This is a genomic window from Streptomyces sp. R44 (assembly GCF_041053105.1).
Taxonomy (GTDB): Bacteria; Actinomycetota; Actinomycetes; order Streptomycetales; family Streptomycetaceae; genus Streptomyces.
This window is the reverse complement of record NZ_CP163444.1, coordinates 8,625,016-8,638,438: the sequence shown is the minus strand read 5'-3', so window position 1 is coordinate 8,638,438 and position 13,423 is coordinate 8,625,016. Positions and strand designations below refer to the sequence as shown.

Sequence of the window (13,423 nt, the reverse complement as noted above, 5' to 3'; positions counted from 1 at the left end):
CGTCCCCCATCGAAGGGTTTGTACGTGACCGAGCAGAGGACGACCCCCGCTCAGGACAGCTCCGCTCCCGACTCCGCCGGCGCCGCCGAGCGGCCCGTGCGGGTCAACGCGTGGAACGGCTGGGACCCGCTGCGGCATGTGATCGTCGGCCGGGCCGAGGGCACGGTGGTGCAGGCGCCCGAGCACGCGGTGCGCCGGGACTACCCCGACGACGGCTTCCCGCTGGGGACGTACGGCCCGATGCCGGCGGACATGGTGGCCGAGGCGGATCAGCAGCTCGACGACTTCGCGGAGCTGCTGCGTCGGCGCGGCATCCGGGTGGACCGGCCGACGCCGGTCGACTTCACGAAGGAGGTGTCGACGCCCGAGTGGACGCACGAGTCGATGTTCGGCTGCATGCCGCCCCGGGACCTGCTGCTCACCGTCGGCAACGAGGTCCTCGAAGCGACCATGTCGTACCGCAGCCGCTGGTTCGAGTACCTCTGCTACCGGCCCGTGCTGCAGGACCTGTTCGACGCCGACCCCCGGATGCGCTGGGAGGCCGCGCCGAAGCCGAGGCTCACGGACGCCTCGTACAAGAGCGGGTTCTGGGACACGTACAACGAGCTTCCGACCGAGGTGCAGCTCGCCAGGGTCCGTGACTACGACCTGGTGCTCACCGAGGCGGAGCCGCTGTTCGACGCGGCGGACGTGGCGCGGTTCGGCAAGGACCTGTTCGTGCAGCTGTCGTTCGTGACGAACCGCAGCGGGTACGACTGGCTGCGGCGCCACTTCCCCGACCACCGGGTGCACGCCGTGACCTCGACCAACACCCATCCGCTGCACATCGACGCCACCTGGGTGCCGCTGCGCCCGGGCCTGGTGCTGCACTGCGGGGAGCGGCTCGCGGACGCGGAGCTGATGGAGTTCTTCAAGCTGAACGACTGGGAGATCGTGGAGGCCGTGCAGCCGGCGAGCTGGGACCATCCGCCGAAGCTGTCGTTCTGCAGCCCGTGGCTCGCCGGGAACATGCTGAACCTCGACGAGAACACGCTGTGCGTCGAGGAGAACGAGGTGCGGCTCGCGGAGCAGCTGTCCTCGTACGGATTCGAGATCGTGCCGGTGCCGTTCCGGGCGGTGGGTCCGTTCGGCGGCGGGCTGCACTGCGCGACCGTCGACATCGAGCGGGACGGCACCCTGGAGGACTACTTCCCCCGCCGGTACGGCCGGTTCTAGGAGAGTCCCGTGCTGGTGCCGCCCGGGATCGGCGCGGTCGTCCTCGACTTCTACGGGACGCTGGTCCGCATGGTGGAGCCGCTGCCGCCGGACCACCGGGGTGTCTTCGCGCGCCGGGGTCTGGCGGCCCAGGGCGAACTCTGGGGCGACCAGTGGTCGGTGGGTCCCGGCGAGGGCGAGGAGCACACCGCGCACTCGGCCGACGAGTCGGCGTACGTGACGTGGGAGCGCGACCGGTTGCGACGGCGTGCGCGAGCCTGCGGTGTGCCGGAGGAGGCGCTCGACGGTCTGGTCGAGGAGCTCGACCGGGCGATGAAGGCGGTCCGGCTCGCGCTCTTCGCGGACGTACGGGAGTCACTCGCCGCGCTGCGCCGGCGCGGGCTGCTGGTCGGGGTGTGCTCCAACTGGTACTGGGACCTGGAGGACCGTGTCGCCGAGGTGGGGCTCGGCGACACGGTCGACCTGGTGGTGGGCTCCGCGCGGACGGGGGCCCGCAAACCGCATCCGCTGATCTACCGGGCGGTGCTCGAACGGTGCGCTCTGCCGGCGGAGCGGGTGCTGTTCGTCGGGGACATGTGGGTGCCCGATGTGCTCGGTCCGCTGGCGGCGGGCATGCGGGCGGTCCATCTGTGGCGGCCGGACCGGGCGGTGGACGGGATCGCGCCGCCGCTGCCGGAGGGGGCGGCGCGGATCGCCGGGCTGCGGGAACTCACCGGAGGCGGTGGCGCAGGCGGTCGAGGAGGTTGCGGGTGACGCGGACGACGGCCGGGTCCTGTTCGTGACCGCAGACGACGGGCCAGTCGGTGGTGCCGGCGGTGAAGACGGTGCCGCCGGTGGGGCCGGGTGCGGTGTGGAGGCCCATGGTGGCGGCGCGGGGGCTGGTGATGGCCGGCTCGCGCACGACCGTGTTCCAGTGCCCCCACTTGAAGCGGTGGAAATCCTCGTGGACCGGTTCGAGGACGTGGATGCCGAGGATGAGGAAGGATTCCGGAGTTCCGTCCTCGCCGGTGGCCCGGGCGATTCCTGCCTCGTCGTAGGCGTAGGCCGCTCCGTCGCACTCGTATCCGATCAGAGGGGTCCCCGCGCCGAGCCGGTCGGGAGTTCCTCCGTCGCTTCCGTCGCGTAATCCGGTTCCTTCGTACATCCAGTGGTCGGCGTGCTGCACGGTATATCCCTCGCGGGGGCGGTCACCGGGCCATTCGGTGGCCGCCCACATTCCTCCGTTGCGGAAACTCACGCCGGTGAGGGAGTTCTCCGGATGTCCGACGCCGTCGGGCGCGGGTGTCCACCATTGGTCGGTGGCGGGCAGGTGCGGGTATTCCTCGCCGACGTGGTGGTCGGTGTCGGAGACGAAGGCGGTGTTCCTGTCGGTCGGGTGGATCCGCCACCAGCAGGTGTTGGCACTGAGGAACGCGATGTTCCCGCCGTCGCGGACGAACGATTCCGCGTGGTAGCGCATCCGCTCGCTCCAGTATTCGTCGTGCCCGACGCTGAGGAGGAGGTCGTAGGAGGCGAGGAGGCCGGGGTCCTCGTGCAGGTCGAGGTCGGTGGCGTACTCGACGGCGTAGCCGTGGCGCTCCAGCCACCCGATGAAGGGGGCGTCCCAGTAGGCGAGGTCGATCACCCCGCCGGGGCGGTGGAGGCTGACCTTGTGACCTCGGGGTTCACCGCCTCCGCCGGAGCGGTGGACGGGGTGGTCGTAGAGGCTGACGGCCCGTTCGAGCCCGGGGCGGTCGGAGCGGTTGTAGGCGTGCCGGGTGAACGTGGACTTCTTGTAGAGGATGCGGGACCGGCTGCCGGGGACGCGGGGGCGGACGACGAAGAACTCCCGCGCGTGCCCTTCGAGGTGGGCCAGGTCCAGGAGGGGCGGGTCACCGCCCGCGTCGGGGCCACCGGACTCCACGAATTCGACGAGATGGATTCCCTGGGTCCACTCGTCGGGTACGGGGAGAGTGAACGGAGGCCATTCCCAGGCGTCGGCCGGCGAAGCGCGCCCGGGTAATCCGTCGGGATGGGAAGGGGCCGGGTGCAGACCTCCGTCGAATTCCCCGGATTCCCCGACGAAGGTCAGCGTCTCGCCGAGCCGGTAGAAGCGGAGACGGAATCGGGGGGCGTCGGTGGAGATGTGCAGGATCATCTCGCCGCCGAGGGTGACGCTTTCTCTTCCCAGATATCCTTCGATCATGCCGGTCATGCTAGGCAGCCGCGCGCACGACGGACAACGGCGCCTCCAACCGGCCATTCGGACCCGCTTTTCGGCCACGGGCGCTTCATGTCGTCTTCCTGCCCGGCGGGTTGGGTAGTGCGGATTCCGACAGGGATGACGTGATCCTCGGCAGATCGGTGAGGGGCTCGCATGAGCGGTGAATTCCGCGTACGGGAACTGGTGCTGGGAATCGAGGGGCTCGCGCTGCTGCGCAACGCCGTGGACGGGGACGAGACCTTCCTCAGGGACCGGGTGGAGGACATCCGCCGCTTCGTGCTCGCCGAGCCCGGCGAGGAGAAGCTGCCGGACGGCGGCGCCACCGTCAACGAGCTCGACGCGGCGGAGGGATACGCGGCCTGGTCGGCGGTGTACGACTCGCTGCCCAGTTCGTACATCGAGGTGGAGGAACCCGTCGTCGGGAAGATCCTCGACGGCCTGGCGCCCGGGGTCGCGCTCGACGCCGCCTGCGGCACCGGGCGGCAGACCCGGACGCTCACCGGGCGCGGTCACCGGGTCATCGGCGTGGACCAGTCCCCGCACATGCTGGAGAAGGCCCGGGCGCACTCCCCCGCGGCCGATCTGCGCGTCGGTCACCTGGAGCGGCTGCCGCTCGACGACGACTCCGTCGACCTGGCGATCTGTTCGCTCGCCATGACGCACCTGCCCGATGTCACCCCGGCCGTCGCGGAGCTGGCGCGCGTGGTGCGGCCGGGCGGACGGATCGTCGTGACGGATCTGCACCCCTTCGTGATCTCCCTCCAGGGACAGTGCCTCTTCGTCCACGGCTCCGAGGAACTCGCCTTCGTCCGCAACCACGTCCATCTGCTGAGCCACTACCTGGACGCCTTCGGGGCTGCCGGGCTGCGGGTCCGCGCCTGCCACGAGCCGCTCTTCAACGGGCGGCTGGCTCCCGGCGGCTACGAGGAGGCCATCGGTGACGCGGCCCGTGCCGCCTGGGAGGGCCTGCCGATCGTGGTCGTCTGGGACGTCGAGGTCCCCGCCCGGGGGGAGGCGGCCTGATGTCCCTCGTCCTGGTACGGCACTCGGAACGGCCCGAGCTGTGGGACCGCATCCCGGAGCGCTTCGCCGGCGTGGTGCCCGAGTACAACCTGCACGGCGACATCAACGGCGACTACTGGAACCGGCTGTTCACGGACTTCCCCGAGTTCCAGTTCGTCCTGTACGACGACGAGCACGACGTGATCGCCGGCGCGGGCCGCTCGCTGCCCCGCACCTGGGACGGCACGGCCGAGGACCTGGGGCCCGGCCTGGACGACTCGATCGCGCGGGCCTTCGCGGACCGCGACGCCGGACGTGCCCCCGGTGCGCTGTGCGCGCTCGGGATCGAGGTGGCCGAGGACCACCAGGGCCGGGGCCTGTCGAAGGTGCTGCTCGACGCGATGGCGGACACGGCCCGGCGCGCCGGGCTCGGGACGGTCCTGGTGCCGGTGCGGCCCACCTGGAAGGACCGGTATCCGCTGGTGCCGATCGAGCGGTACGCGGCGTGGACCAGGGACGACGGGAGCCCGTTCGACCCGTGGATCCGGACACAGGTGGGGGCGGGCGGCACGGTCGCCGCGGCGTCCGCGTACTCCTCGCGGATCACCGGGACGGTCGCCGAGTGGGAGGAGTGGACGGGCCTCGCCTTCCCGGAGGACGGGGAGTACGTGTTCCCCGGCGGCCTCGCGCCCCTCCAGGTGGACCGGGCGCGGGACCGCGGCGCGTACTGGGAGCCGGGGGTGTGGATCACCCACCGGGCCTAGGCAATCGCTTTCGGTTCTCAGATCCGGAAGAGACGACCTGGTCACCCGAGCCGGAGGCGTTCGCCTGCCCGGATCGCGCTCCAGGACAGGGCCGTCATCGCCCGGACCTCGTCCGGGCCCGCCTCGGGGCGGCGTTCGGGCGGGAGTCCGGCGGGTCCCGCGGTGGCGACGGCGGAGTGCCGCATCCGGTCGAGGGCGTCGGTGGGCACGTCGTCCGCGGCTCCGGCCAGGCGGCGGGCCGCGTGGGCGGCCTGGTGGCCGAGCAGCAGGCAGTGGGTCCACAGCTCTTCGGCGAAGGGCCTGCCGAAGGTGCGGGCCACCTCCGCCGCGACACCTTCCGGCAGGTGCGTGTCCCTGGCGGCGCGGATCGCCTCCTCCGTGAGACCCGTCGCCGGCAGGGCCTGGCGCCAGCGGTGGTGGCCTCGTCCGCCGTCGGGGCCCTCTTCCTGTCCGACCAGCCGGATGTAGCCCTCCCCGTACCGCATGTACGGGATCCAGCCCGGCTCCTCCAGGACGCGGCCCCGGGCGAGCAGGGGTGTGGCGTCGGTGGCCGGGGTGGGACAGACGGCGAGGCGGATGCCCTGGGCGGCGTGGCCGTTGATGCTGCTGGTGCCGATGTGCTCGACGATGTTCGGTACGGCGAGCAGGCTCATCCGTCCGCGGCCGCGGAAGAAGACGGAGAACAGTTCGTCGTCGTGGCGTTCGTCGCTGTCACGGGCGAAGGCGCGGAAGGCGGCGGCGGTCGGGGTCGGGAGGCAGACGGCGAGCGAGGGCGTGAACTCGTCGGGGACGGCGCGTACCCAGGTCGCGCCGGCGAGCGCGGCGAGGCGGGCGGTGGCGCCGTTGCGGGCGTGCCAGTTGGTGTAGAAGACCAGCGCTTCGTCGGGGAACCGGGCCGCTGCCCGGGCGACGATCTCCAGGAGCTCGGCGGGCGCGTCGACGTCGTCCTGGACGACGAGGTGGTGGCCGGCCTCCGGATCGGCCGCCGCCCATGCGAGCAGGGCGGTGCGCAGGGCGGACGGCGGGCCGTGCGGATCGGGGTCGACGACCAGGTGGTCGAGCCGCAGTCGGGCGGCCAGCTCCTTCGCCTGACCGAGGCGCACGGGGTGGGTCATGACGGCCGAACTCAGATGCGGCGTGCTCACACCGTGCTCCGCTCCTCGGCAGGGGTGGTCGCGGGTCATCGTCGCAGAGCGCGGCCCGACGGACCGTGCTGTCAGGGGAGTTTGGCCGGATCAGTGGCCGTGGCGGCTCCAGTGGGAGCGGGCGAGCGGGTCGCTGCCCATGGAGTGGCGCGCGGATCCGGGCGCGTCCTTCGGTCCTCGACCGCTCCGGAGGAGAAGGGCGGCGGTGACGAGCCAGGACAGGCCGAACATGGCGTCGGCGTACAGGGCGACCGGGAGCGGCAGGGAGGTGAGGAGGTGTACGGCCGCGATCACGAGCGCCGCGATGCCGGCTCCGGCCGCGATCAGTACGTACCGCCGGGTCCGCCGCACGCGCAGCACCTCTCCTCCGTCGTTCCGCTTGCGAGAAGTGAACGGCAGGCCCTCGCTTCCTGTGACGGCCCGTTCCGGCCAGGCTGGTCCCCGGGGCTCGTTGTCGGTGCCGGATGACACGATCCGTCCATGAGCGATGCGACCTTCGACTGGCATGAGTTCCTGCGGCGTTGGCAGGAGGAGTGGGTTCCGTCCGCCGACGAGGACGACGAGGAGGCCGCCGTCGCTCCCCTGGGCGTGCCCGGGGCGGACGAGAGCGCCATCGCCGCGGTCGAGGAGCGGCTGGGCCGGCGGCTGCCGCCCTCGTACCGGGAGTTCCTGGCCGTGAGCGACGGCTGGTATGTGGAGCAGACCGCGGGGGTCTACCAGCTCGGCGGCGTCGCGGACATCGGCTGGTTCGGGGACCCGTACGGCATGACCCCGCTGTACGAGGAGAACCTGGGCGGGAATCCGCGCGAGGAGGACGTCCTGCTGGCCGGGATGTGGCGGCGGGCGCTGCGGCTCGAGACGGACTCCGACATGTCGCACGCGCTGCTCGACCCGGGCGACTGCGATCGGGACGGCGAGTGGGCGCTCTACGTCCACAAGGGCTGGAGCGGCGAACCGCCCGCCCGTTACCCCTCGTTCCGCGCCTACATGGAGGCCATGTACCGAGGCTTCCACGGCGATCGCGCGGGGAGTCCCGACTTCGTGAACGCGACCACGCGCGTGCAGGACGGCCACGTGGACGCGGCCCGGCTGCTCGCCCTGCGCGGACGGTACGAGGAGGCCGTGCCGCTGCTCGAGGAGGCGCTGTCCTTCGGCCGGCCCCGGAGCGGCGTCCTGCTGGACCAGATACGGCATCTGCTGGCTCCGGGCAACGCCCGGGACTACGGCCACCTGCTCGTGGCCGACCCGCGCTATCTGCCCGAGCTCCTCCCGGTGCAGGCCATGGCGCCCGCCGGGAACGAGTGGCGGTTGGGCGGGGACGAGCACTGGCTCGGGATGATGACCGCGCGCGGGACCGACCGGGAGACCGCCGAGACCGTCCTCGCCACGATGCGGGACGGCACCTATCGCTACGCGCCGCCCGGGTCGTGGGGCCTGGCCGTCGCGGAGGCGCGGGAGTCGGCCCGCTGGGGGCGGACCGACGAGGCCTGGCGGGTGCTGCGGGAGGCGTTGCCGCTGTGGGAGGCACCGGGGCCCTTGCTGATCGCCCCGGTCGGTCTGCTCGCCGATCCGGTCCTGGGGTCGCTGGTCACCCCCGAGCGAGGCCGGGAGGTCCTCGGGACACCGCGGTCGGGGGAGACGGGACCCGCGCCCGCGCCGGTGCCCGATCTCGACCCGCCGGGCCTCGCGTGGCTGACGGAGCCCGCCGGCGACCGGCAGCCGTTCGACGGATACCGCTGCGTGTGGGTCGAGGGGGCCGACCCCGCGCGTCTGCCGGCACTGATCGGGGAGGAGGGGGCCGAACTGAGCCCGCCGGTGGATCCGCGCGGGGCTTCCTGGCGGGCGCCCAAGCCGCACGAGCGCGACGGCGTGGAGCTCTGGGAGGACCGGGCCGTCGTCGCCGTCGGCCGCACCGACGAGGCATGGGCCTTCGCCTTCGACGGCTACTCCCACCGCCGGCTGCACCCGTTGTTCCGCTCCCCCGCGGCGGCGGCCTCCTCCTCCGGTCGCGCGGTGGTCGTGTGGTGCGACCCCAGGCACCCGTCCTCGGCCGACGATCCGGTCGCGTTCCACCTGTCGGTGGCCGAACACGGGCGGGAGCTCTACGCCTTCACCGTCCGGGGTACGGACGTCCAGCGCACCGGCACCGTCCCCGCGGAGCTGGACCCTGTCCTGCTCTTCCGTCCGGAGGACAGCGCGGTGGACAACGAACGACGGGTCCTGGGGGCCCTGCACACCGTGCTCGGCGTCTCGCTGCCCCGCTTCGCTCTGGCCCAGGGCAGGCTTCACACCTTCACCACCCGGTCCTGGACCCGGGCGCCGCGCGACGGCGAGGGTTTCACGTACCTCACCTTCGTGCGGCACCGCCCCTGATCCCGGGCGGGCGCGCGGCGTCAGTGCTGCCGCTCCTCGCGCAGCCCCCACGGAGCGCCGTACGCGCCCAGCAGGTCGAGGAAGGGGCGCGGCGGAAGGGCCTCGGGGCCGAGGACCCCGCTGCCCTTCCACGTGCCGTCGGCGATCAGTTCAAGGGCGATCACCGGGTTGAGGGCGGTCTGCCAGACCACGGCCTGGGAGCCGTACTCGCGCATCGTCCACTCGTTGTCGACGACGTGGTAGAGGTACGCCTCGCGTGGCGCGCCGTCCTTGGTTCCCTTGACCCAGGTGCCCGCGCAGGTCTTGCCCTTCATGCGGTCGCCCAGGGTGGCCGGGTCGGGCAGGCAGGCGGCGACCACGTCGCGCGGCGAGACCCGGACCGGACCGTCCGCGCCGGGGACGGTGACCTTCGCCGTGGAGTCGAGGCCCAGCTCGTGGAGGGTCTTCAGCTTGGCGATGAAGTCGTCGCCGAGGCCGTACTTGAACGTGACCCGGCGCGCGTCCACCCAGCGGGGCATGAGGAGGACCTCCTCGTGCTCGACGTTCACGCACTCCACCGGGCCGATGCCCTCGGGGAAGTCGAAGACCTCGGGTTCGCTGAAGGGTGCCGTGGTGAACCAGCCGCGGTCCTTCTCGTACACCACGGGCGGGTTGAGGCACTCCTCGATGGTGGTCCAGATGCTGAAGGAGGGGGCGAAGTCGTAGCCCTCGACGGTGAGGTTCGCGCCGTCGCGGACGCCGATCTCCTCGATCTCGTCGAAGAGCTCGTCCGCCGCGTAGCGCGCGAACACGTCCGACAGGCCCGGCTCCACGCCCATGCCGACCAGGGCGAGGCGGTCGGCCTTCTCCCAGGCCCCGGCCAGGGCGAACTGCTCGTCGCCGAGCTTGACCCCGCACTCTTCGTACGGGGCGGTCGGGTGCGGCACGGACAGCGACATCGCCATGTCGACGTAGTGCGCGCCGGCGGCGAGCGCCGCCCGGAACAGCGGCATCACGAACCGGGGGTCGGTCGCGTTCAGGAGGACGTCGCAGTTCTCCTCGGCGAGGAGACGGCGGACCGCGGCCTCGTCGGAGGCGTCCAGACGGTGGGCGCTCAACCGCTCCCCCCGCTCGCCGAGCCCGGCCACGGCGGCCTCCGCGCGGGCGGGGTCGTAGTCGGCGACGACCATGTGGGTCAGGAAGTCACGGCGGGCCGCGATACGGGTGACGGCGGTTCCGACGCCGCCCGCACCCACGAGAAGTACACGCATGTCACACACCATTTCGTCGAGTCCGTCCCGGCGATCGCCCGGGGACGAGCCGATGGAACACGACCCCGGCGGTTAAGGTCTACGGCGTTGGCATAAGGACGCGGGGAGAAGCGACGAGGCGGTGGCGCGATGCCGAAGAAGGTGGTTCCCGAGGCGGAACGGCGCAGGCGGCGGCCGACCCGGCAGGGCACCGTCCTGTCGGAGAAGCTGATCGTGCGGACGGCGCTGCGGATGCTGCGCGAGCACGGGAGCGCGGGACTGACCGCACGCCGGCTCGGGGCCGCGCTGGGCGCCGACCCGAGCACCGTGTACCGGTACTTCGCCGGCCTGGACGGCCTGACCCGGGCCATCGGCGAGGAGCTGATGGGGCGGGCCCTGGACAGCTGGACCGCCACCGGGAACTGGCGTGCCGACCTGCGTGCGCTCGGCCTCGCCGTGCACGCCTCCTATCTCGCCCATCCCGAGGCCGCGCTGCTGACCGCGAGCCGGGTCACCGGCCGCCCGCGGGAGATCGAGGTGGACGAGACGATCCTCGGGATCCTGCGCGGCGCGGGCTTTCGCGACACGGACGCCGTCGGTGTGTACCACGCCTTCATCGACCTGGCCCTGGCCTTCGCCGCTCTGGACGCCGGCGCGCTGGCCGTCAAGGACGAGGTGCGGGAGGCGGACGAGGACATGTGGACCACCACCTACGCCCGGCTGCCGGCCGAGACCCATCCCCACATCGCCACGACCGCGCGTCTCCTCGCGGAGCGGATGAACCACAGCGCCTATCCCGTCGTCCTGGACACGCTCCTGGGCCGGGCGGAGGCGCAGCTGGCGGCGACGACGGGCGCTCCCCGGTCCGACAGGCCCTAGAGTGCCGGTGTGCCGTCGTACAGCATGGGGCAGGCCGCGCGGCTGCTCGGAGTGAGTTCGGAGACCGTTCGCCGGTGGGCGGACGGGGGCAAGCTGGGCGCGGAGCGCGACCGGTCCGGCAAGCGTGTCGTCGACGGGGTGGCGCTGGCCCGTTTCGCCGCGGAGCGGGGGGCGGGGCCGCACGCCGTGCCCGAGGACGACGTGCCGACGTCCGTGCGGAACTCGTTCGTCGGGATCGTGACCGCGGTACGGGTCGACGACGTCGCCGCACTGGTCGAGGTCCAGTCCGGGCCTCACCGCCTGGTGTCGCTCGTGACCCGCGAGGCCGTCGAGGAGCTGGCCCTGGAGGTCGGCGTGACGGTGACCGCGCGGGTGAAGTCGACCAGCGTGCACATCGACCTTCCCTGACCGCGACCCGCTCAGCGGCAGAGCAGGGCGGCCCTCAGGTCGAGCTTGTGGTCGAGGCGGGACAGGTCCCGGCCGGTGAGGACCTGGATGCGGTCGATGCGGTAGTGGACGGTGTTCACGTGCAGGTGCAGGGCCTCGGCGGTCCTGGCCCAGGAGCAGTTGTGCGCCAGGAAGACCTCCAGGGTCTCCAGGAGGGTCGCGTGCGAGCCCTTGCCGGCGCGCAGCAGCGGGCCGAGGACGGTCTCCAGGTACACGGCCCGCACGTCGGCGGGGATGCCGGCGAGGAGTGTCCTGAGGTCGGCGAGGTCGGCGAGCCGTGCCACGCGCGCGGCGGCCGGTGCCGTCGAGCGGGCGCCGCCGAGGGCGTAGCGGGCCTGGGCGAGGGCGCTGCGGAGGTCGGCGGGCCTGCGCACGGGGTCGCTGACGCCGGCGTGGAGGGCCGCTCCGGGACGGCAGGCGTGGAGCAGCGGCCACACCTCGCGGAGCCGTACCGACACCTCCTCGCCCTCCTGGTCCCGCTCGTGGGCCAGCACGGCGACGGCCTCGCCCTCCGGGCGTCCGGCGACGCCGAACGCGCCCGTCCCCCGGTGCCGCAGCGCCTCCGCGAGGGCCGCGGCGGCGTCGCCCGGGTCCTCAGCGTTGTCCGAGGCCGCGACGACCACGGTGTACGCGGCGGCGTCGGCGAGCCCGCAGGCGCGCAGGGCCTCCTCCGGACCGTTCGGTTCCCCGTACGCCGCGCTCACCCGGGAGACGAGTTCCTCGTGGGCCTGCCTGCGGGGTGCGGCCCGCCGGTCCTGGAGGCGGCGGTGGCGGCCGAGGACTTCGCCGATCTCGTGCAGGATCCGGGGCGGCGCGTGGCCGTCCTCCGGCAGGTGCAGGTACCAGGTGTCGAAGACGGTGTCGTCGGCCTCGATCCGCACGGTCATGCCGTCGCGGCCGCGCAGCGCCTCCGCCGCGCGCTGGGCCGGGATCGCGGGCGCCGTCGCCGTCCGGGCGACCGTACGGCCGCTGCCGGTGAGCAGGTGGCAGGCGGGGGTGCCGAGGTGGGCGAAGGAGAGGTCGAGGAGCTCGCCCGGTGACGCGCCTCGTTCCAGCGCCCGGTCGAGGTCGACGCGGACGTTCTCGGGGAGTGCGTGGTGATCCGTGGGGCGGCGGCTGAGCTCGCCCCACTGCCGGAGGTAGACGGCCTCGGTGATCGCCCGGAAGGTGGTGTGCGCCGGCACCGCGAGCAGGGCGATCCGGTGGCTCCGGCAGGCGGCCGCCAGCTCCGCGGGCACCTCGCCGTGCGTCTCCTCCCCGGCGAGCAGTGCCACCGCGCCGGCCTCGCGCAGGGCGGAGACGAAGCGATCGGTCTTGACCGGGTCACCGTCGCGGGCCCACCACACGAGGCCGCTGAGGACGATCTCGCCCGGCTGCAGAAACCTCGCCGGATCCTCCAGGTCGGTCGCCGTCACGCCGCCGATCTCCTGGCCGAGGAGCGCCTCGTCCCCCCAGACCAGGGAGAGGTCGAGACGGTCGAGGCGGAGAAGGTGATCGACCTGCATGCGGTGCTCCTTGGGTGCTCGCGGACGGGGTCCGCACTTCACATTCACCAGGCGAACGCGAGTCGGATCATCGTAGATGCCAAGTGAATAGGGCGAAATACCTGTCGGATGTTCCCCCAGGGAAGGACTCTCGGGGGTGGAGGATCGCCAGGAGCCGCAATCGGGTGCCACGCGCCCCTCGTACCTTTCTCCAGGCCCTCTCGCATTCGCGATGGAGGGTCGTACAGGCTTGTTGCAGATGAGAGCCGCAGCGCCCTACGGTGTCGCACATGCAGTCCTACACGATCGGTCAGGCCGCACGGTTGCTGGGCGTGAGCCCCGACACCGCGCGGCGCTGGGCGGACGCGGGCCGGGTCGCGACGCACCGCGACGAGAGCGGTCGGCGCGTCATCGACGGCAAGTCGCTCGCCGCGTTCTCCATGGAGATCGCCCAGAGCGGCGACGACGACGCGTCCTACACCTCGGCGCGCAACGCCTTCCCGGGCATCGTCACGGGGATCAAGCTCGGCGACATCGCGGCCCAGGTCACCATCCAGGCCGGACCGCACCGCCTGGTCTCCCTCCTCACCCGTGAGGCCGTGGAGGAGCTGGGACTGGAAGTCGGCATGCAGGCCACCGCCCGCGTGAAATCGACCAGCGTGCACATCGACCGCACCTGACC

General features: G+C 72.5%; 13 protein-coding genes. 8 read left to right on the top strand and 5 right to left on the bottom strand.

The features are described from left to right. The first annotated feature begins 24 nt into the window (after positions 1-24). On the top strand, positions 25-1,215 hold the full coding sequence (locus AB5J54_RS39925; RefSeq protein ID WP_369148906.1) for a serine/threonine protein kinase: 1,191 nt from the start codon (positions 25-27) through the stop codon (positions 1,213-1,215). 9 nt (positions 1,216-1,224) lie between these two features. Beyond that, positions 1,225-1,968 (top strand): HAD family hydrolase, encoded by a 744-nt coding sequence (locus AB5J54_RS39920; RefSeq protein ID WP_369148905.1) that lies wholly within the window; start codon positions 1,225-1,227, stop codon positions 1,966-1,968. Here the strand turns inward: AB5J54_RS39920 and AB5J54_RS39915 are convergent. After that, the gene (locus tag AB5J54_RS39915; RefSeq protein ID WP_369148904.1) at positions 1,925-3,400 is read right to left on the bottom strand and encodes a N,N-dimethylformamidase beta subunit family domain-containing protein; all 1,476 of its coding nucleotides are present in this window, start codon (positions 3,398-3,400) and stop codon (positions 1,925-1,927) included. The two genes, AB5J54_RS39920 and AB5J54_RS39915, sit on opposite strands and share 44 nt — an antisense overlap. 171 nt (positions 3,401-3,571) lie before the next feature. Here AB5J54_RS39915 and AB5J54_RS39910 point away from each other — a divergent pair, with 171 nt between their 5' ends. Beyond that, a complete protein-coding gene (locus AB5J54_RS39910; RefSeq protein ID WP_369148903.1) occupies positions 3,572-4,441 on the top strand; it encodes a class I SAM-dependent methyltransferase in 870 nt (289 codons plus the stop codon). Further along, positions 4,441-5,184 carry a GNAT family N-acetyltransferase gene (locus tag AB5J54_RS39905; protein ID WP_369148902.1) on the top strand — a complete coding sequence of 248 codons (744 nt, stop codon included), beginning with the start codon at positions 4,441-4,443 and terminating at the stop codon, positions 5,182-5,184. Before AB5J54_RS39910 ends, AB5J54_RS39905 begins: the two co-directional genes overlap by 1 nt. A gap of 41 nt (positions 5,185-5,225) precedes the next feature. Here AB5J54_RS39905 and AB5J54_RS39900 read toward each other — a convergent pair whose 3' ends face one another. Both AB5J54_RS39900 and AB5J54_RS39895 read right to left on the bottom strand, forming a co-directional pair. Next, a complete protein-coding gene (locus AB5J54_RS39900) occupies positions 5,226-6,329 on the bottom strand; it encodes a hypothetical protein (RefSeq protein WP_369148901.1) in 1,104 nt (367 codons plus the stop codon). A 90-nt stretch (positions 6,330-6,419) separates the two neighbouring features. Beyond that, positions 6,420-6,680 carry a hypothetical protein gene (locus AB5J54_RS39895; RefSeq protein WP_369148900.1) on the bottom strand — a complete coding sequence of 87 codons (261 nt, stop codon included), beginning with the start codon at positions 6,678-6,680 and terminating at the stop codon, positions 6,420-6,422. A gap of 129 nt (positions 6,681-6,809) precedes the next feature. Between AB5J54_RS39895 and AB5J54_RS39890 the strand changes: the two genes are divergently transcribed. Further along, complete coding sequence (locus AB5J54_RS39890) at positions 6,810-8,702, top strand: SMI1/KNR4 family protein (protein ID WP_369148899.1); 1,893 nt, start codon at positions 6,810-6,812, stop codon at positions 8,700-8,702. Positions 8,703-8,722: 20 nt separating this feature from the next. On the opposite strand, the gene AB5J54_RS39885 is transcribed toward AB5J54_RS39890, so the two are convergent. Next, a complete protein-coding gene (locus AB5J54_RS39885) occupies positions 8,723-9,952 on the bottom strand; it encodes a saccharopine dehydrogenase family protein (protein WP_369148898.1) in 1,230 nt (409 codons plus the stop codon). A 129-nt stretch (positions 9,953-10,081) separates the two neighbouring features. Between AB5J54_RS39885 and AB5J54_RS39880 the strand changes: the two genes are divergently transcribed. Together AB5J54_RS39880 and AB5J54_RS39875 are read left to right on the top strand one after the other, a co-directional pair. Continuing rightward, a complete protein-coding gene (locus AB5J54_RS39880) occupies positions 10,082-10,810 on the top strand; it encodes a TetR/AcrR family transcriptional regulator (RefSeq protein ID WP_369148897.1) in 729 nt (242 codons plus the stop codon). Positions 10,811-10,819: 9 nt separating this feature from the next. Next, positions 10,820-11,218: a molybdopterin-binding protein gene (locus tag AB5J54_RS39875; protein ID WP_369148896.1), complete on the top strand. Its 399-nt coding sequence runs from the start codon at positions 10,820-10,822 to the stop codon at positions 11,216-11,218. Between the two features lie 11 nt (positions 11,219-11,229). Here AB5J54_RS39875 and AB5J54_RS39870 read toward each other — a convergent pair whose 3' ends face one another. Next, positions 11,230-12,762, bottom strand: coding sequence for a PucR family transcriptional regulator (locus tag AB5J54_RS39870; RefSeq protein ID WP_369148894.1), 1,533 nt, complete (start codon positions 12,760-12,762; stop codon positions 11,230-11,232). A gap of 269 nt (positions 12,763-13,031) precedes the next feature. On the opposite strand from AB5J54_RS39870, the gene AB5J54_RS39865 reads away from it, so the two are divergent. Then, positions 13,032-13,421 (top strand): molybdopterin-binding protein, encoded by a 390-nt coding sequence (locus tag AB5J54_RS39865; RefSeq protein WP_369148893.1) that lies wholly within the window; start codon positions 13,032-13,034, stop codon positions 13,419-13,421. Positions 13,422-13,423: the final 2 nt, after the last annotated feature.

Coding starts and splice junctions, on each gene's coding strand:
- AB5J54_RS39905 (WP_369148902.1), top strand. CDS start 4,441: ATGTCCCTCGTCCTGGTACGGCACTCGGAACGGCCCGAGCTGTGGGAC.
- AB5J54_RS39910 (WP_369148903.1), top strand. CDS start 3,572: ATGAGCGGTGAATTCCGCGTACGGGAACTGGTGCTGGGAATCGAGGGG.
- AB5J54_RS39885 (WP_369148898.1), bottom strand. CDS start 9,952: ATGCGTGTACTTCTCGTGGGTGCGGGCGGCGTCGGAACCGCCGTCACC.
- AB5J54_RS39865 (WP_369148893.1), top strand. CDS start 13,032: ATGCAGTCCTACACGATCGGTCAGGCCGCACGGTTGCTGGGCGTGAGC.
- AB5J54_RS39880 (WP_369148897.1), top strand. CDS start 10,082: ATGCCGAAGAAGGTGGTTCCCGAGGCGGAACGGCGCAGGCGGCGGCCG.
- AB5J54_RS39870 (WP_369148894.1), bottom strand. CDS start 12,762: ATGCAGGTCGATCACCTTCTCCGCCTCGACCGTCTCGACCTCTCCCTG.
- AB5J54_RS39915 (WP_369148904.1), bottom strand. CDS start 3,400: ATGATCGAAGGATATCTGGGAAGAGAAAGCGTCACCCTCGGCGGCGAG.
- AB5J54_RS39890 (WP_369148899.1), top strand. CDS start 6,810: ATGAGCGATGCGACCTTCGACTGGCATGAGTTCCTGCGGCGTTGGCAG.